The following is an 18,705-nucleotide window of genomic DNA, read 5'->3' on the forward strand; positions in this document are numbered from 1 at the left end:
AACCAAAAAAACTTTAGAGGATGCTTACGCATCCTAAAGCTGCCGGCGGCCCAACCCTCGGACTCTCTTTGGGCCGGGGATTCTTCCGGGCGCGTATAAAGCGGTAATTACCCCAACGCGCCCGGAGAACCCCGACCCAAAAGATTCTCGAAGAATGAGGACTGCGGAGCCTAAGGAGTAGCGTAGCTATCTAAAAGTTTTTGGTGCCGCTTTTTTCAAAAAGCGGCAGTTCTCTGCGGGTAGACACAGATAAAAGAACTGTTAAAAAAATAACCCGAATGGGACCCTTCAGGAAGAGCATACTGCGCGAAATCAGGCGTTTCGGACACAGCAAAGTACTCGTGACCGCCGTCATCGTGTTGCCGGCCGTGATGAGCGTGCTCTACAGCCTGCTGTTTGCGAAAGGCGTGATCGAAGACCTGCCCGTCGCCGTGTACGACGGCGACAAGACCGAGCTGTCGAGGCAGCTGATCCGGATGGTGGACGCCACGCCGTCGGCAGCCGTGACCCTGCACGTCGAGAGCATCGAACAGGGGCGGCAGGCCATGGTACAGGGGCTCGTCAATGCCGTACTCGTCATTCCGAAAGGCTTGCAGGCCGACATCTATGCCGGACACGGAGGGGCACAGGTCACGGCGGAAATCAGCGGAGCGCAGATCCTCAACTCGGGGATGCTGAAGCGCGATATCACCACCGTGCTGCAGGCGTTCAACATCGGCATCGAGACCCAGCTGCTGGGAGCCCGCGGGATTCCGCAGCGGCAGGGATATGCCATGGCCTACCCCATTCCGTTCGAAAAGCACGTCCTGTTCAACCCGTACGGGAGCTATGCCTACTACCTGCTGCCGGGGGTGATGTTCCTCGCCCTGATCGTGACGGTCGCGATCGTGACGGTCTATGTGGTGGGGATCGAACTCAAGGAGGGGACGGCCCCCGAGTGGATCGAGACGGCGGGAGGGAGCGTCACACGGGCCTTGGCGGCTAAGCTGGCGCCTTATCTGCTGATGTTCTGCCTCATCTCGCTGCTGATGAATACGCTGCTCTACCGGTTCCTCGGAATGCCTTTCCACGGACATGCCGCGGTGCTGCTGGTGCTGGGAAATCTGTTCGTCATTCTGGCCTATATGGCCATCTCGGTGATGCTGGTCGCTCTGACGGCCAACACGCGCTTCTCGATGTCGATCGCGGGAGGGTTCGCTACGGCTTCGCTCTCGTTCTGCGGCCTCACCTTTCCGGCGCTGGGGATGTATCCGGCGATCGTCGCTCTTTCGAAACTCTTCCCGTACACCTTCTTTATCGACCTCTTCATCGAACAGAGCCTCAGGGGGGCGCCGCCGGCACGGTCGCTGGGCGATCTGGCGGCCATGGGGGTATTCGTGACGGCTATGGCTCTGCTGATGCCGAGGCTCAAACACATCGCGGTGAACCCGAAGTACTACGGGAAAGATTGATGCCATGAAAAAATTCTGGGAAATAACGAAAACCGAACTCGTCTCGATCTTCAGGGACGGGGGCGCGATGCTGATCCTGCTGGGGGCGATGCTGATCTACGGGACGATCTACCCGTTGGTCTATGCGCCTCAGGTGGTGCGGAAGTTTCCGGTTGCGGTGGTCGATCTGGACCACACGGCACGCAGCAGGGAGCTGACGCGGATGCTCGATGCCACGCCTCAGGCGGCGGTGCGGTACGAGGCGGAGAGTCTGGAGGAGGCGAAGTCGCTCTTTCTCCATCGGAAAGTCTACGGGGTGCTCTATATTCCGAACGGGTTCCAGAAACGGATTCTGGCGGGCGAACAGAGCCATGTCAGTTTCTATGCGGACGGGGGGTATTTTCTGTTATACAGTGACTTCCTGAACGCGGTGAGCGGTGTGGTCATGACGGCCGGAGCGAAGGTGCAGATGGGGACGCTGATGGCTTCCGGACTGAGTCAGAAGGAGGCGGAATGGACGGCACGACCGGTGGATTACCGGGTGGATGTGCTCTATAATCCGGTGGGAGGATATGCGACGGCGATCATGCCGGGGGTGCTGGTGCTGATCTCGCAACAGTTGCTGCTGGTAGGGATCGGGCTGGTCTGCGGGACGTGGTACGAGCGGCGGATGTGGAACCGGTTCAAGGGATACGGAGCGGGGCGGATGGTAGCGGGAAAGACGCTGGCCTACCTGATACTCTATATACCGCTGATACTCTATATGTTCGGCTTCCAGTACAAATTCTTCGACTATCCGATGAAGGGGAGCCACTGGTCGGTGCTGGCGGTTTTCGTACCGTATCTGTTGTCGATCATCTTCCTGGGGCTGACGATCGGAACGTTTTTCAAACGGCGCGAGAGCTCGATGCTGGTGATCGTGGTGACGTCGGTGATGTTTCTGGCGGTGAGCGGCATCACGTGGTCTACGGTGGGGATGCCGCAGTGGATGTACGCTCTGGGGCGGATGATGCCGTCGAGCAACGGGATGAATGCGGTGGTGCGGATCAGGACGATGGGGGCGACGCTGGCGGATGTGGGGCCGGAGTTCATCACGCTGTGGGTGCTGACGGGAATTTACGGTCTGACGGCGATCTTAGCGGTCGGAAGACGGATGAGGCGGTTGCCTGTGCTGGAGGTGCCGGCGTCGTTCGCGGAGACGGAGCTGCCGGCGGTGGTGGAGCAGGAAAAGAAGGAATAGCTCTCTTTCTCACTGTCCTTCTGTTTTTGCCGGCTCTCCTGCCGGCATTTTTATTTGTCCGATCCCCGCCCCGGGCTATCGCCATCGGGATACGGGCGCGCTGGACGACGTCGGCTACCGCGGTTACAGCTGGTCTTCGACGGTTAGCGGTACCCTTGGCATGTACTTGGATTTCAGCGTGGCGCACCTCGGTCCCAGCTACGCGAACGGCCGCGCCTACGGTTTTCAGTTGCGTTGCCTCTCGGAATAAACAGGGGCAGACACGGCCGCAGCGAAACGCAAGTTTCGCCCGTCCACGGGACGTGGGGCCCGGCCGGCCCGAGGCCAGTCGATGCTCGACCGCGCGCCACGCCTTAAGAGGAAAATCATTCAAAAGCGTTCCACGCTTTTGGATAAGATTTTCCAAGGCGCGCGAACAGAGAACGGAACTTGGTCTGACTTTACGCGGGCGACAGACCTGGATCAACCCTTGACCGGTACCTTCCCGTACTATTCAGATGGGAAAGCGGGTGAAAAATACACCAATGGAGATTACAAGGCGACCAACGGTCGGTTGTACAAGGTAAGCAGCGATGGTACTGCGGGAACCCCACTTGCCTGGTACCCCGCCCCGGGCTACCGCGACTTCGGTCGTACGGGCTGGGAGGGCATAGCGAGGGGCATCGGCAACAACGGGTGCAGTTGGTCGTGTACGCCGGTGACGGGCGACGTCACGGTGCGGTATTTGGCCTTCGGCACGCAGGACCTCTACCCCAGCTACGCGCACAATCGCGCCCACGGTTTTCAGTTGCGTTGCCTCTCGGAATAAACGGAAGCCTCGACTGATTGGGAACTTCGAACCCGGGCTTGGGTTGAAGTACTCCAAAGATTTTGCGACCCGCAGGCTTCGGCCCGCTCTAAATTTAGCCCAATTCACCGCCGCATTCGGCCTGTCGCTCTTCGTCCCGTGTCAGCCCATGCGGCTCCGCTATCGCTCCGCCGCATTTACCGTCGCCCGCTGGGATTTCATCTCGATTTTGCTCTTCGCAAAACGAGTGAAATCCTTCTTCAAGCGGGCGGGCGACGGATTTTTCGCGCGCCTTGGGAAATCTTGTTCAAACACGCAGTCGTGTTTGAACGATTTCCCTTTTTAAGGCGTGGCGCGCGTCAAGCTTCGACTGGCCTCGGGCCGGCCGGGCCCCACGTCCCGTGGACGGGCAAAACTGCGTTTTGCTGCAACAGCCTCGAACAACCTGTTTCACGGAACCGGATCGTAACCGCTACCGCCCCACGGATGACACCGCAACAGACGACGAACGGTCAGATAAAAACCTCGGAACAAACCGTGCTTGCGAAAGGCTTCCAGAGCATAGGCCGAACAGGTGGGGGTAAACCGGCAGGAGTTAGGCAGAAATGGCGAAATCGCTGACTGATAGAGACGAATCAAAAAGACGAACGGAGCAATCGCTACTCTCCTCCCCCACCCGATCCGTCGCTGCACTCCGCTGCCGTTGTCGGTCGGTCGTGCATCCTGCATAGTCTCTCCCATATCGATATCACTGCTTTCTCAATTGTCCGATAATCGGCCGGTTCGTCCTTGGCCACATACGAAAAGGCGACATCCACCCCTATCCGGGTCTTGTTCTGCCGATAGGCTTCGCGCATCCTGCGCTTGAGCAGGTTCCGATCCACGGCTCGTTTGTAGTTCCGTTTCGGCACGATCACCATCATCCGGTTATCCGCTGACCCGTCCGGGCGAAACCGATAGGTGCACTTCACCGGATAGACCAAAAACGCCTCTCCACACGTGAAGAGGCGTCCGATATCGCTCCGTGCGGCCAGCCGTTCGCTTTTGGGCAAAGTAAACCGCCTCCCCTCCGCATCACCCGTCCCGTCCGACCTATGTAACGACTGTGCATCCATGAGATTCGTCACTTTCCTGTCGTAGCCGCCACCGACCGTCTGCTGCTGCCCGACGATGCCGAAACTTTCGTCGCTGCTTTCCCTTTTTTACTTTCAGCCGGGGACTCGCTGCCCAAGTCCGCTGCCGTCATCCCGAATCCTTCGACCGAATCGCCGCTGTTGATTGCCGCCACGTATTTGTCGATGGCCATGGTCAACGAGGGAAAACGAGGTGTCGGCGCCACGATGTCCACTTTCAGCCCTCCGCCCAATGCTTCCCGGGCGGTGGCATTCCCCAGTGCAGCGACGATCATCCCTTCGGGCAATACTTCGAACCGCTCCCGCAGGGCCCGCACGTCGGCCGAACTGTAACATGCCACGAGGTCGTAGTCGACGATCGAGATGTCCGACAGGTCGGCCGCCACGGTATGCGCAAGGATGATTTTCGTATATTTCACTCCGGTCTTCCCCAGCAATGCTTCGATTTCAGGCTTATAAGGGTCGGAAAGGGCGACCAAAAAGCGCTCGTCCTTGTGTTTGGCCACCACTTCCATCAAATCCACGAAGGTTGCCGTCCCGTAGAAAATCTTCCGCTTCCGGTAGACGATATATTTCTGCAGGTAGAGCGCGATGGCTTCCGTCACGCAGAAGTATTTCATGTCTTCCGGCACCTGGATCCGACATGCTTCGCACAGGCTGAAAAAGTTGTCGATGGTCTTCCGCGAGGTGAAGATCACGGCCGTATGGGCCAGCACATCGACCCGCTGGGCGCGGAATTCTTTCGGGGTCACTCCTTCGACCGCAACGAAGGGTCGGAAATCTATTTCGAGTTTGTGTTTGGAAACCAGTTCCGAGAAGGGAGACTTGTCCGATGAAGGAGCCGGTTGAGCGATCAGTATCCGCTTTACTTTCTGTGTTTTCGCCATAAAATCAGTCGATGACGCTGCTGCTCTGCCGAAGTGCCAGGGCGAGAATGAAGCTCACCGGCAGGATTTCGACGAAGCAAAGGTACAAAATCCATTGCAATTTAGAAAACGCGCGTAATCTAAAGTATTTATACAGAGCTATAAAATGATAGACGACCAGACCGCCGAGCACGACGAGACCCGGTTCGAAGAGGCGGCCGCTCACGCCGATGACGATGGCCAGCGGAGCGTAGAGCAGGGCGACGAAGGCGATGTCGATGCGGTCGATAAAGGTGATCTCGTCGAAGATGTGTTTCTCGTCGGTGAGCCATTTCAACAGGCGGAAGAGGAGACGGCGGTAGAGGATGATCAGCAGGAAGAGGACGACGGATCCGATAAAGAGGTAGTAGCTTTCGATCCTCGGCCACCGGATCTCGAGCCAGGCCATCACGAGCGCCGAACCGGCCAGGACGGCCAGGGCGATGCCGCTGCGCAGGAAGTAGACGAAATCGGCTCCCTGGCCCTCCATCAGGGTAAGGGTGTCTTCCGTGCGGCCGATGTTTTTCAGGCAGCTGACCATATCCCGCCGAAAACGGTAGAGGACGTAGCAGTAGAAGCAGATGAGGATGACCATGACGACGGAGGTCTGCCACGGATCGTGCGGCGGAGAGACCGGAACGAGGTTTCCCCGCGGGGTGAGCTCTGCGGAGAGAGTGGAACGGGAGCCCCATATTTCGGCTGACGAGGCGGCCGGCCGCAACCACCGGAGGGAATCGGACGACCGGTCGACCGATTCCGAACCGGTCGGGAAGTGCACCGAACCGGCTGTCTGCTGCAAAAAATAGGTCGAAGCTGTTGTATCCACCCGAGAAGAAAAAGTTTCCCGATGACAAAGGTAGGGCTTTTCGCCCGAAGTGCATGTGTACAGGGTGTGGATATTTTCGGTTGCACGGGTCGAAGTTCCTGAAAACGAGAACGGGGTTATTTTCGCTATTTTGTGAAAAGGCTGTCGGAAACTTTTCACAACTTTTGACGACGAAGGGTTGATCCGTCCGGGAAAAAATCCATATGTATGCGGAATCGAAATCCGCAACCGAAAAATTTCTTTTTTCATCCACATCTTCGGTGCTCCGAAAAAGGAGGGTTATCATCAAATGCGAGAGCAAAAAGAGATGTGAATCGTCTATCGAGAGATGTGTGGAAAAAATCCGATAAATGACAGTCTATCAATTCAAAAGAGTGAAAGGAATTGTGGATAAGCAGCGGAAAAAATGTCGAAAACCGATTACACAACCGAAATTCGATCTTTTTATCCACGCCATCCACAGGGATTCTTACTCTTCTTTTTTACTTAAATAAATCTATCTCTTTCATTAAAATAAAATGGGATGAAAAAGATTGTCGGGAAAAATGGTTATCTTTGTCGTCTCAAATCCCCGCTACGGGGAGCGATCGAAGGGAGGTTAGGAACGGATGGAGCCGGGAGACCGGCGATGGATAACTGAGAACACATACGTTTGGAAAGGTTTCGGAGGCCCGGCGTGCGGGGTTCGGAATCGTTTTCTCTTTCGACAGGGAGATCTGCACGCGCATCACAGTAAAAACGAAAAGAAAGGATACACGGATATGATTATCATGCCGATCAAAGAGGGTGAAAATATCGAACGGGCCCTCAAGAAGTTCAAACGGAAATATGAAAAGACGGGAGTGATCAAGGAGTTGCGTGCACGGCAGTATTTTGTGAAGCCGTCGGTGAAGAACCGGGTGCAGCGGCTGAAGGCGATCTACGTGCAGGGGTTGCAGCGGGAAGAGGAGTAATTTCTTGTGAGGATAGGAATAGCGAAGCCTGGGGAATAGCGGTTCTCCGGGCTTTTTTGTGCCGGGCGATCGGAGAATGTACAAGGATTGGGGCCGACCCAGCATCTGCCCTGCGCGGGCGCGCGGCCAGAGAATAGGGCGAAGCAAATAAGTAAGCGATACGTAGTATCGCTCTGTCCCGCCGAGGTCACTCGGCCGCCGCCCGCGTAGGGCAGTTTCAGCCGGCACAAAGCTCGATAGTCGCCCGCCCGCGTAAAAGGGCATATTCTGTCGGTTGGCCAAGTGCCAACCGACGAGAATTGCCGCGGGCGACTGAAAAAAGAGCGTTAAGACCCGCGCGCCACGCCTTAAGGGGGAAATCTTGTTCAAACACGCAGTCGTGTTTGAACAAGATTTCCCCCTTAAGGCGTGGCGCGCGGAAAATACCCGATTTATCTAACGTTGTTCGGCTGTCGATCTCGGGAAAATAATAAAGGCTCCGCGCCGTAACACGAACGCGTTGGCCGCGGGAGCTGAAAATCCATCGCAGTGCGGCGCCAGCGGAAGGCGCAACGAGCTCCGTCGAGTTGCAGCCCGCCGCCGGGGATGGCGACGGACTGCGCGACCCAAAGGGTCGCAAAAGTTCCGTCCAAACCGTAGCCAATGGTTCCGCCCCGTGTCCGCCTCACTGCGGCTCCGCTGTCGCTCCGCCGCAACCGCGCGCTGGCGGAAATCTTATTCAAAAGCGAACAACGTTTTTGAATGATTTCCTACTCCAGCTGTCGCGCGCGGGCAATTCAACCGTCGCCCGCAGGGATTTCATCTCGATTTTGCTCGCCGCAAAACGAGCGAAATCCCTCTTTAGGCGGGCGGGCGACTGTCGAGCTTTGAGCCGGCTGGAACTGGCCTCGGGCCGGCCGGGCCCCGCGTGCCCGCGGTGGGCAATTGGCTGTGTCGGCCCAATGTTCTCTGACCGCGCGCCTCACGTGCTCCGCAAGACACAAACGGTCATCCGGTGTCGATGGAGAATGGTCTCTCTTCCTAAAAAATCGCGGCTATGTGGTAAGGAACGAAAAAATGTGTATCTTCGGAGGTAAATTCGGAGTCAAAGGACATTGAGCGAAATACGGAACATAGAGACCGACAAGGAGTTCGACGAACAGATTCGCCCGCAGGAGCTCGGAGCTTTCTGCGGACAGGAAAAGATCGTCGAAAACCTCTCGATCTTTATCAAGGCGGCCATTATGCGCGACGAGGCGCTGGATCATGTCCTCCTGCACGGGCCGCCGGGATTGGGGAAGACGACACTGGCCAATATCATTACCAATGAGTTGGGGGTGACCATGAAGGTCACTTCGGGACCCGTGCTCGACAAGCCGGGAGACCTGGCCGGGCTGCTCACCAATCTGGGAGAGGGAGATGTGCTCTTTATCGACGAGATTCATCGTTTGAGTCCGATCGTCGAAGAGTATCTCTACTCCGCGATGGAGGACTACAAGATCGACATCATGCTCGACAAGGGGCCCAGCGCGAGGAGCGTGCAGATCAAACTGAACCCGTTTACCCTGATCGGGGCCACGACCCGGTCGGGCTTGCTGACCAGCCCGCTCAGGGCCCGGTTCGGGATCCAGTGCCACCTGCAATATTACGACGTGGCCACTTTGCAGGGAATCGTGATGCGGTCGGCGCAGGTGTTGGGCATACCGATCGACGCCGATGCGGCGGGCGAAATCGCCGGACGGTCGCGGGGGACGCCCCGGATCGCCAATGCGCTGCTCAGGCGGGTGAGAGACTTCGCCATGGTGCGCGGCGGGGGAAGGATCGAACTCGATATCACCCGGCATGCGCTCGATGCGCTGGATATCGATACCCGGGGGCTGGATCAGATGGACAACCGGATCCTCTCGACCATTATCCACAAGTTCGGCGGCGGGCCGGTGGGCTTGGGGACGATCGCCACGGCGGTGAGCGAGGATGCGGGGACGATCGAAGAGGTGTACGAACCGTTCCTGATCAAGGAGGGATTCCTGAAAAGGACGCCGAGGGGACGGGAGGCGACGGCCAGGGCGTACGAACACCTGGGGATTCCGGTGGAGACGATTGCGGGGCAGGGGGAGTTGCAGTTCTGAGGCTTTTAAACCGACGGGAAACGGAATCGTCCAATAGAAAACGACAGAAAACTAACCAATCAAATAACAAAAGACCATGAAAAAAGTGATTTTGCTGATGGCCGCCCTCATGACGGTCAGCTTCTCGGCACAGGCACAGAAGAAATCCAAGGAAGAAAAGGCGGCCGAAAAGGCACGTCAGGAGATGCTCACCGCAGAACTCATCAACCGTGTGGTACCGGCCAAAAACTTCCAGTTCGTACCGTACGAATACATCCAGCCCAATACCGGGACGACGACCATTACGCGGTACGAATACACCAAAATCCGGCCCAATTCGCTGGAAGTCTACATGGTGAACTGCCCGGGGGTAAATACCAACCGGTATGACGGCTGGACGTGCGAAACGGATAAGAAAGGCGTTTTCAGAGTAAAGTTTACTGCAGTGGCGGACAATGGGGCGAACCTGAACTTCGACTTTGCCATCAATCCCAAGAGCGGGGTCGCTATTCTGAAGGTACGTTCCAACAAGTCGCTGGATCAGAACAATCCGGGGGCGGCGAACTCGATCACCTACAAAGGGAATATCCGCGAATACTAAGCGGTCGGGATAACTGAAATCGGGCGGCCGGGAAGCGATTTTTCGCTCTCCGGCCGCCTTTTTTCATGAAAAGGTTGGAAGAGAAGTGAAAAACGACTATCTTTAAAGCGGTTGCCGGCTTTCGGGCGGCAATCGAAACACGAGTATGGTTGATTCACGTTAATGTTTGGAAAGATATGGATCGGAGAAAATCGATTTTTCGGACAATCCGGCGGATGACGGTCGGAGCGGCTTTTTTGCTGGGACTGGTCGTCGCCGCTTTTCCTGTGCGGGCACAGGAGGTCGACCGGTGGGTCGGTGAGGAGATGAGGTTCCGCTTTGTGCCGGACGTGTTGCAGGAGGAGAGCGGGCATGCGGCGGAGGTGCAGGGGTATTTTTACAAGACACCGGGTTTTCCGCTCTGGCTGATGACCGATATGGGCGGGCCGCTGTGGGTCGATAAGGAACACTTCTCGGTGAACAGCGCGGAGAAGGATCAGGACGGGGTGTGGGTGCTCGATCTGAGTTGTGTCGATTCAGTGAACGGGTTTTTCAACCTCGGTTTCGCCATCGATTCCAAGAACGGATCGGCGGTGTTGAAACTCGCTACGCAGGCGGACGGAGACATTGCGCTGTACCAGGGGAAAGTGGAGGCATACGACGCGCCGGACAGAGACAGTTTCCGGAACGAAAAAGAACGGCAGGAGGCCTTGGAGACGGTCATGCGGCTCGATACGCTGGTTCCGGCCATGAACTTTCAGGTGAAGCTCAATTCGGAACTCTACGGGCCGAAATCGGAAGTCGATGTGTCGCCCAAGCTGGTGCGGCTGTGGGATCCGAGGCGGTTCGAGAGTCCGGATTACGAGGTGATTTGCTGCGAGAAGCATGACGGGATGTGGTACGTGCGGCTGAAGATCGGCGAGGAAACTCCGGTCAGCGAGGAGATGTATCTCGATCTGTTGATCGACTCGTGGACGGGGAAGGTCAATTATCGGCGGGGAACGGCCGACCGGCTGCGGCTCAACTGGCGTGCCATGGTGGACGGCAGGGTGACCGGGCCGGCGCAGATCGTGCCGGAAAAGCTGCGGAAGAAGGCACGGTAGGTGGACGAAAAAGCGTAAATTTGTAAGCGGGCGTCGCGGAACCTGGACGGGTTCCGGAGACGCTTGCTTGTTTTGTTGTCGATGGGGATGGGAAAAGAAAAAACGATGGAAAATCCGGCGGAAAACAGGCCGGAACAGGTGGTACTGGCGACGGTGATCCGCGACCGGCAGGAGGTGCGCGAGGCGGAGGAGTATCTGGACGAACTGCGGTTTCTGGCCGAGACGGCGGGGTTCGAGACGGCGGCGACCTTCATGCAGAAACTGCCGGCTCCGGACAAGCGGACGTTTATGGGTAGCGGAAAATTGAGCGAAATCAAGTCCTGTCTGGAAGAACGGGAGATCGGAACAGTGATTTTCGACGACGAGCTTTCGCCGTCGCAGACCCGGAACCTCGAACGGGAACTGGGGGTTCGGATTCTGGATCGGACGCGGCTGATTCTCGATATTTTCGCCCAGCGGGCCACGACGGCCTATGCCAAGACACAGGTCGAGCTGGCGCAGCTGCAGTACCTGTTGCCGCGGCTGAGCGGGATGTGGACGCACCTCGAACGGCAGCGTGGGGGGACGGGAACCCGCGGCGGGGCAGGGGAGCGGGAGATCGAAACCGACCGGCGGATCATCCGCGACCGCATCGCCCGGCTCAAGGAGCAGCTGGTCAGGGTGGATCGCCAGATGGCCACTCAGCGTAGCGGACGGGGATCGTTGGTGCGGGTGGCGCTGGTGGGGTATACCAATGTCGGGAAATCGACCCTGATGAACCTCTTGAGCAAGAGCGACGTTTTCGCAGAAAACAAGCTCTTCGCCACGCTGGATACGACGGTGCGGAAGGTGGTGCTCGAAAACCTGCCTTTCTTGTTGTCCGATACGGTGGGATTTATCCGCAAGCTGCCCACGCAGCTGGTGGAGTCGTTCAAATCGACGCTCGACGAGGTGAGAGAGGCCGATTTGCTGCTCCATGTGGTCGATATTTCGCACCCCAATTTCGAAGATCAGATCGCGGTGGTCAATCGGACGCTGCGCGAGATCGGAGCGGGAGATAAGCCGGTCTTTTTGATTTTCAATAAGATAGACGCTTATACCTACGTCGAGAAGGAGGCGGACGATCTGCTGCCCGAGACGCGCGAGAACTGGACGCTCGAACAGCTCCAGCGAAGCTGGATGGCAAGGAACGAGGGGGTGCCGTGCATCTTTATCTCGGCGGCGGAGCGAATCAATATCGACCGGTTGCGGAAGGATTTGTACGGCATGGTGCGGGAGATTCACGAGGGACGGTATCCGTTCAATAACTACCTGTATTGATGGCTGTTGCGCTACAAGATCGGATTTTTGCTTCGGAACGGTTCGACGAGGCGCTGGCGTTGGAGGTGTTCCGCTTCCAGGCACAGCGTTGTGAGCCGTACGGGCAGTATATCGATCTGTTGGGGATCGATCCGGGGGGGATTTCCACGGTAGACGAAATTCCGTACCTGCCGGTGGAGTTTTTCAAGACTCACCGGATCTGGAGCGCGGCGACAGACCGTGAGCCGGAGACGGTCTTCACCAGCAGCGGGACGACGGGCAACGAAACGAGTCGCCACTATGTGGCTTCGACGGCATTGTACGACGAGGCTTTTACGCACGGTTTCGAGCACTTCTACGGGGCTGCGGCGGAGTGGAGCATTTTTGCGCTGCTGCCGTCGTATATGGAGCGGCGAGGATCGTCGCTGGTCTATATGGTAGAGCGTTTGCAGGCGCAAAACGGGGCTTGTGGGGGATTTTATTTGTACGACCACGACAAACTGACCGCCGACCTCGCAACTGCTTCGCAAAAGGGGGAGAAAATTCTGCTGATCGGGGTGGCTTTTGCGTTGTTGGACTATGCGGAATATCTTTCTAATCAAGGGATTGAGTTGCAATTATCGGCCGATGCTGTCGTGATGGAGACGGGCGGGATGAAGGGACGCAGGCGGGAGGTTTCACGTGGAACCATGCATGAAACTTTGAAACGGGTATTCGGCGTGGCCGAGATACATTCGGAGTACGGCATGACGGAGCTGCTTTCACAGGCCTATTCAGCGGGAGAGGGGCTGTTTCGCTGTCCGCCGTGGATGCGGGTCTCGACAAGGGATTTGCAGAGCCCGTTGCAACCGCTCGCGATGGGGAAAACGGGGGGATTGAATATCATCGACTTGGCCAATCTTTGGTCGTGCTCGTTTCTGGCTATACAGGATCGGGGGATCGTCTATCCGGACGGATCGTTCCGGGTGCTGGGGCGGATCGAGGGGGCGCAGCTCCGGGGATGCAATATGTTGATCGAATAAAAACGCATGGCAGCGGCTCACATACTCAGAAAACTGGCTTCGCAGACGGCGGTCTACGGCGTCAGCGCCATTCTGTCCAAGTTTCTGAACTACCTGCTGACGCCTTATCTGACCCGCATCCTCACCGAACAGGTCTACGGACAGGTCAATCTGCTCTACGGGATTATTCCGTTCGCCAATGTCGTGCTGACGATGGGGCTGGCGACCGGCTATTTCCGCTATGCGGCGAAGTGTCAGACGCCGGGCGAAAAACGCCGCCTTTTTACCACCACATGGGGAGCGGTGACTCTGATGGCCTCGCTGTTCGGCGTGATTATGGCCGCCTGCAACGGGGCGCTGGCGGGGGTGATGCGGCTCGATCCGGCTTGCATCGCGGCGATGACCGCCCTGATCGTGGTGGACAACGTGGCGGCGATTCCGCTCGCGGCGTTGCGCGAGGAGCGGAAAGCGGTCTATTATACGATCGTCAATGTGACGGGCGTGGGGGTCAATGTAGCGGCCTGCGTGCTGCTCTATTCCTATGTGCCGGGGGCAACGGAGAGCCCGCTCTGGGTCGTAGTGGCCAATTTGATAGCCAGTACGGTATCCTTGCTCCTTCTACTGCCGCACAGCATCAGACTGCTTTCGAGGGCTTTTTCGCTGCCGCTGCTGCGAAGCATCTTCGCCTATTCCATACCGCTCATGATGGCCGGAATTATGGGTGTGGCGGGCGACTTCATCGACCGACAGCTGATCTATTTCATGCTCCCGGCCGAGATCGCCGATGCCGAACTGGGGGTCTATACGGCGGTGGCCAAGATTGCAGCGCTGCTGATGATTTTTCGCCAGATTTATACCCTCGGGGCGGAGCCCTTCTTCCTGCAGGGCTTCTCGAAGGAGGATTTCCGGACGACCAATGCCGAGGCGACGAAATACTTTACGATTGCGGGCATCGCGATCTTTTTGGTACTCGCGCTCTTTGCCCGCGAGTTCGCTTATATCGTGGGGTCGGATTTCCGCAGCGGGATGGGGGTGTTGCCGCTCCTGCTGCTGGCCAACCTGCTGGCGGGGATTCTGGTCAACCTCTCGTTCTGGTACAAGGCGGCTGACAAGACGCGGGTGGCGATCTACATCACCGGTTCGGGAGTGGCCGTCACACTGGTGCTCAACCTGCTGCTGATTCCTTCGATGGGGTATCACGGAGCGGCGGTGGCGCGGGTCGTGTCGATGCTCGCGATGGTGACGGCCAGCTATCTGCTGTGTCGGAAATACTTTCCCGTGCCGTTCGATTTGCGGCGGATCGGGTTCTATTTCCTGTTGGGGGGCGCGATCTTCGGCCTCTCGTACGCCACGGCGCTTTTGCCGGACGGGGGGAGGGTAACGCTCAATTTTTTACTACTTTTGATCTATCTGCTCGTCGCCTGTAAGGTGGAGCTCGGAGGACGAAAAATCGGTACGTTATGGAAAAAGTGAAAGTCATCAACCGGTCGGGAAATCCGCTGCCGGCTTACGAAACCTCGCAGGCCGTAGGGCTCGATGTGCGGGCCGATACGCGCGAACCGATGACCATCGGGCCGCTGGAGCGGGTGATGGTGCCGACGGGGCTCTATTTCCAGATCCCGGAGGGGTACGAGATTCAGGTGCGGCCGCGGAGCGGACTGGCCGCCAAGCATGGGATTACCGTCATCAACTCGCCCGGAACGATCGACCCGGACTACCGGGGCGAGCTGAAGGTGCTGCTGGTGAATCTGTCGAACGAACCGTTCGAGATGCAGCCGGGCGAGCGGGTGGCGCAGCTCGTTTTTGCCCGCTACCAGCGTTTGGAGTGGGAAGAGGCGGTCGTGCTGGACGAGACGCGGCGCGGAGAGGGCGGCTTCGGGTCGACGGGGGTGAAATAATTCGTAAAAACAGATGATGCAGGTTCGGAAAGGGCTGAAATATCTATCTATCGGGCTCTTCGCGTTGAGTTCGGCGATGGCTTCCGGCGACGAGGGGGAACGGAGGAGGGAGGAGGCGTCGAGACTCTACTTAGAGGGGGTCAAGCGGCAGAACCTCGGGACGCTGCGCGAAGCGGCGCAGTGTTACGAAGCGGCTCTGCGCGAGGTGCCGGAGCATGCCGCTTCGTACTATCGTCTCTCGGGCATCGCCCGGATGATCGGCGAGCAGGAGACGGCGCTGAGGTATGGGCGGAGGGCTTACGAGATCGATCCGGCGTGTGCGGACTACGCGGACAATTATGCCCGTTTGATGGCGGTGGCGGGCGACTATGCGGCGGCAGACGGCTTGTTTACCGAGCTTTTCCGGCGGGATTCTTCGAATTTGGAGCTCATCTCGATACTGGCTGCCTTGAAGCTGGAGCGGGGGATGACGAACGAGGCGATCGTCCTGTTGGACACCTTGCAGGCGAGGAGCGGATTCCAGTCCCAGACGGTCGAGATGAAACGGCAGGCGCTGATCCGGGCGGAACGATATGCCGAGGCATACGACTACATGCTCCGGGTGTGCGAGGAGATGCCGGACGAGAGCGCTTTCCGCATCCAGCTGGCCGAGCTGGCGGCTGCGCTGCGGCGCGACAGCGTGGCGATGGAGAACTATCGGCGGGCTATCGAGATCGATTCGACGGGCGTGGGGCCCAGGATCGCCCTGGCGGAGTACTACCGGATCAAAGACCAGTGGCCGGAGTTTCCGGAGGCGCTGATGCCGGTTTTTGCCAACCCCTCTTTTCCGGTGCAGGCCAAGGTGAACTATTTCGACCTCTATGTGGGGGGACGATCACCGGATTTCTATCAGCGAAATTTCGTCTACATGGCGCGGTTGGCCGATGCGGTGTTGTGGTCGGCGCCGGGCGACAGTACGGCCCGCGACTTTTATATCAGGCACCTCATCCGGGGCGGGCAGCTGGAGACGGCACAGGAATACCTGGCCCGATGGATCGGCGAAGGGCGGGTACCATTGTCTCTCTATCGGACAGCGATCGAGTTGGCGCACTTCAGAGAACAGCCCGATACGGTCGACCGTTATATGGCTGAGGCTCAGATGCGTTTTCCGCACGATCCGGAGCTCGGGATGACCCGGCTCGCCGTTCGGTTGCAGCGGAGCGACACGATCGGAGCGATCGAGGCGGCGCATGAGGTGATCCGTTATTCGACCAACGACTCGATTACGAGCGAGGCGTTGAGTTTCTGCGGCGATATGGCCCACCTCGGCGGAAAGCACAAGGAGGCTTATAAATATTACGAACGGGCACTGAAATTGACGCCCGACCGGGCGATGCTGCTGAACAACTTCGCCTACTACCTGAGCGAGGAGGGACGAGAGCTGGAGCGGGCTCTGCGGATGGCGACACGGGCCAATGAGCTGACGCCGCAGAACGCCACGATTCTCGATACGAAAGCGTGGGTGCTGTACCGGCTGGGGAGATACGAGGAGGCGCGTGACCTGATGCGTCAGGCCCTGGTGCTGGATACCGACGGAAGTTCGGAACTTTTCCTGCATTACGGCGATATCCTGTTCGAACTGGGCGAATATTTTGTGGCCAAGACCTATTGGCAGCGGGCGCTGGAGGCGGGAGCGGACGGACGGAAGATCGAAGAGCGGCTCCGACGGCTGGAGGCGGTTGAAAACGGGAAAAAATGACTATGAGACGGCGACTTTTCTCCATAGCTGCGGCCATGCTGCTTCTCTTTCCCGGCTCGGGGAGGTGCGACGATGTGAAAGACCGCATCCGGAGAGCCGAAGCCGAAATCGCGCGCATCAACCGGCTGGTCGGAGATACCCGGAAGGAGCAGGGGGAGACACTCGACAACCTGAAACTGATCGGAACGAAACTGGAGAACCGCCAGTCGATCGTTCAGGGGATCGAAACCGAGATGGGGACACTCACCGGAGACTTGAGTGCGAAAACGCGGCAGCTCGCCGAACTGCAAAAACGGTACGATCTCCTAAAGGACAGATATTCAGCACTTATACGGATCGCATACAAGAATTATCGCCATAACAGCTTTCTTTCGTTCGTCTTCTCGGCACGTGACTTTTCAGACGCTGCACGGAGACTTTATTATGTTAAACATATAAGCGCCGACTTACAGCGAAAGGCGACCGAGTTGCAACATCTGGCGGTTCGGCTGAAGACCGAGACGACGGAGCTGGACGAGAGAAAAAATCGGCTCGACGGACTGAGGCAGCAGCATGCGGCCGAGCTGGTGCGGCTGGAGGAGGAGCGCGGGCAGTTGAAGCGGACGCAGAGCGCCCTGAAGGGAAAAGAGAAAGAGCTGCTGGCCGAGGCGGATAAGCGGCGGAGACAAGTCACGGAGCTGGAGAGGCGGTTGCAGCAGGAGGTGGAGAAGGAGGTGAGGAAGCAGAGCAGTGCGGTGGCGAATGCCCGGAAAGGAACGACGACCCGGGTGAAGAGCGACGATCCGGCGCTGACGCGGCGTTTCGAGGCCCGGAAAGGGGAGTTGGATCGACCGGTGGAGGGAGTGGTGGTGGATCGCTACGGACTGCACGACCATCCGGATCAGAAGGGGGTGAAGGTCAATAACAAAGGGATCAATCTGGCGGCTCGGGCGGGAAGCCAGGTGCGGAGCGTGTTCGAGGGAGAGGTGCGGAAAGTCTTCTTTTTCCAGGGGCTCGGGATGTCGGTGATGGTGCGGCACGGTGCCTATCTGACGATCTATTCCAATCTGGAGTCGGTCTCCGTGCGCGAGGGCGAACGGGTGATCGAGGGAACGGCGATCGGAACGGTCGCCAAGGCGCCGGCCAATCAACAGGCGACTCTCCATTTCGAACTCTGGAAAGAGAGCGACAACCTCAATCCGGAGAGCTGGATCAAACGATAACGAAGAAAACGATTATGGCCATTGCATTTCATTCGGAAGATACGGCGTTCGGCATCGCGGGCCACAAACGTGCGGTGGCGGCCTGGATACGTGCGGCGGTGGCGGAGGAGAACTTTCAGGCGGGAGATATCCATGTGGTTTTTTGCAGCGACGCTTATCTCCTGAAGATGAACCGGCACTATCTGCAACACGATTATTACACGGATATCATCACGTTCGACTACACGGCGGGCTCGGTGCTGTCGGGCGATCTCTTTATCAGTGTCGACACGGTGCGGAACAATGCGGAGGAGTACGGTGTGATGTTCCACGTGGAACTCCTGAGGGTTATCATCCACGGAATCATGCACCTGGCGGGATATAAGGACAAAACCGAAACCGATGCGGCCAAAATGCGCGAACGCGAAAACCATTACCTGAATAAACGACCCGATGATTTGCTAACTCATGTAAAACACGCTTAAATTGATATTATGTCTGTTTTTGGTTACGGGAGGGTACTGTTCTTTCTGTGAACAGAAAGAACCAAAGAAACTTTAGAGGA

At 57.7% G+C, this 18,705-nt stretch carries 19 protein-coding genes; 15 read left to right on the forward strand and 4 right to left on the reverse strand.

The annotated features are described in order from the left end of the window. Positions 1-278: 278 nt before the first annotated feature. The 4 genes from QZ292_RS05550 (at position 279) to QZ292_RS05565 (ending at position 3,803) form a co-directional block, all read left to right on the forward strand. Positions 279-1,451: an ABC transporter permease gene (locus QZ292_RS05550; protein ID WP_294598977.1), complete on the forward strand. Its 1,173-nt coding sequence runs from the start codon at positions 279-281 to the stop codon at positions 1,449-1,451. A 4-nt stretch (positions 1,452-1,455) separates the two neighbouring features. Beyond that, positions 1,456-2,670: an ABC transporter permease gene (locus QZ292_RS05555; RefSeq protein ID WP_294598980.1), complete on the forward strand. Its 1,215-nt coding sequence runs from the start codon at positions 1,456-1,458 to the stop codon at positions 2,668-2,670. Positions 2,671-3,058: 388 nt separating this feature from the next. Continuing rightward, entirely contained in the window at positions 3,059-3,478 is a 420-nt protein-coding gene (locus tag QZ292_RS05560) for a hypothetical protein (protein ID WP_294598983.1), read from the forward strand. A 43-nt stretch (positions 3,479-3,521) separates the two neighbouring features. Further along, entirely contained in the window at positions 3,522-3,803 is a 282-nt protein-coding gene (locus QZ292_RS05565) for a hypothetical protein (RefSeq protein WP_294598986.1), read from the forward strand. A 104-nt stretch (positions 3,804-3,907) separates the two neighbouring features. Here the strand turns inward: QZ292_RS05565 and yidD are convergent, their stop codons facing one another. The 4 genes from yidD to QZ292_RS05585 are packed head-to-tail and all read right to left on the reverse strand — an operon-like array spanning position 3,908 to position 6,321. Further along, a complete protein-coding gene (gene yidD / locus QZ292_RS05570; RefSeq protein ID WP_294599025.1) occupies positions 3,908-4,186 on the reverse strand; it encodes a membrane protein insertion efficiency factor YidD in 279 nt (92 codons plus the stop codon). Continuing rightward, positions 4,117-4,572 carry a ribonuclease P protein component gene (gene rnpA / locus QZ292_RS05575; RefSeq protein ID WP_294598988.1) on the reverse strand — a complete coding sequence of 152 codons (456 nt, stop codon included), beginning with the start codon at positions 4,570-4,572 and terminating at the stop codon, positions 4,117-4,119. Before rnpA ends, yidD begins: the two co-directional genes overlap by 70 nt. A gap of 8 nt (positions 4,573-4,580) precedes the next feature. Next, entirely contained in the window at positions 4,581-5,477 is an 897-nt protein-coding gene (locus QZ292_RS05580) for a uroporphyrinogen-III synthase (protein WP_294598991.1), read from the reverse strand. Positions 5,478-5,481: 4 nt separating this feature from the next. Continuing rightward, the gene (locus tag QZ292_RS05585; RefSeq protein WP_294598994.1) at positions 5,482-6,321 is read right to left on the reverse strand and encodes a DUF4271 domain-containing protein; all 840 of its coding nucleotides are present in this window, start codon (positions 6,319-6,321) and stop codon (positions 5,482-5,484) included. 761 nt (positions 6,322-7,082) lie between these two features. Between QZ292_RS05585 and rpsU the strand changes: the two genes are divergently transcribed. The 11 genes from rpsU to ybeY all read left to right on the forward strand — a co-directional run bounded on the left by rpsU (position 7,083) and on the right by ybeY (position 18,625). Next, the gene (rpsU, locus tag QZ292_RS05590) at positions 7,083-7,274 is read left to right on the forward strand and encodes a 30S ribosomal protein S21 (RefSeq protein WP_294594498.1); all 192 of its coding nucleotides are present in this window, start codon (positions 7,083-7,085) and stop codon (positions 7,272-7,274) included. Positions 7,275-8,368: 1,094 nt separating this feature from the next. Then, positions 8,369-9,382 carry a Holliday junction branch migration DNA helicase RuvB gene (gene ruvB, locus QZ292_RS05595; RefSeq protein ID WP_294598997.1) on the forward strand — a complete coding sequence of 338 codons (1,014 nt, stop codon included), beginning with the start codon at positions 8,369-8,371 and terminating at the stop codon, positions 9,380-9,382. 76 nt (positions 9,383-9,458) lie between these two features. Continuing rightward, on the forward strand, positions 9,459-9,962 hold the full coding sequence (locus QZ292_RS05600) for a hypothetical protein (protein WP_294599000.1): 504 nt from the start codon (positions 9,459-9,461) through the stop codon (positions 9,960-9,962). Between the two features lie 176 nt (positions 9,963-10,138). After that, positions 10,139-11,044, forward strand: coding sequence for a hypothetical protein (locus QZ292_RS05605; protein ID WP_294599003.1), 906 nt, complete (start codon positions 10,139-10,141; stop codon positions 11,042-11,044). A 105-nt stretch (positions 11,045-11,149) separates the two neighbouring features. Continuing rightward, positions 11,150-12,343 (forward strand): GTPase HflX, encoded by a 1,194-nt coding sequence (gene hflX, locus QZ292_RS05610; protein WP_294599006.1) that lies wholly within the window; start codon positions 11,150-11,152, stop codon positions 12,341-12,343. Continuing rightward, positions 12,343-13,344 (forward strand): acyltransferase, encoded by a 1,002-nt coding sequence (locus QZ292_RS05615; protein ID WP_294599008.1) that lies wholly within the window; start codon positions 12,343-12,345, stop codon positions 13,342-13,344. The genes hflX and QZ292_RS05615 overlap by 1 nt, the downstream gene beginning before the upstream one ends. A 6-nt stretch (positions 13,345-13,350) precedes the next feature. Further along, positions 13,351-14,796 (forward strand): polysaccharide biosynthesis C-terminal domain-containing protein, encoded by a 1,446-nt coding sequence (locus QZ292_RS05620; protein ID WP_294599011.1) that lies wholly within the window; start codon positions 13,351-13,353, stop codon positions 14,794-14,796. Beyond that, positions 14,784-15,221 (forward strand): dUTP diphosphatase, encoded by a 438-nt coding sequence (gene dut / locus QZ292_RS05625; RefSeq protein WP_294599014.1) that lies wholly within the window; start codon positions 14,784-14,786, stop codon positions 15,219-15,221. Before QZ292_RS05620 ends, dut begins: the two co-directional genes overlap by 13 nt. A gap of 13 nt (positions 15,222-15,234) precedes the next feature. Next, positions 15,235-16,959: a tetratricopeptide repeat protein gene (locus QZ292_RS05630; RefSeq protein ID WP_294599017.1), complete on the forward strand. Its 1,725-nt coding sequence runs from the start codon at positions 15,235-15,237 to the stop codon at positions 16,957-16,959. A gap of 2 nt (positions 16,960-16,961) precedes the next feature. Then, the gene (locus QZ292_RS05635; protein WP_294599020.1) at positions 16,962-18,161 is read left to right on the forward strand and encodes a peptidoglycan DD-metalloendopeptidase family protein; all 1,200 of its coding nucleotides are present in this window, start codon (positions 16,962-16,964) and stop codon (positions 18,159-18,161) included. A 14-nt stretch (positions 18,162-18,175) separates the two neighbouring features. After that, a complete protein-coding gene (gene ybeY, locus QZ292_RS05640; protein WP_294599022.1) occupies positions 18,176-18,625 on the forward strand; it encodes an rRNA maturation RNase YbeY in 450 nt (149 codons plus the stop codon). The last annotated feature ends 80 nt before the right edge of the window (positions 18,626-18,705 follow it).

It is taken from the genome of uncultured Rikenella sp. (assembly GCF_910577125.1).
In the GTDB taxonomy this organism is placed as follows: Bacteria; Bacteroidota; Bacteroidia; order Bacteroidales; family Rikenellaceae; genus Rikenella.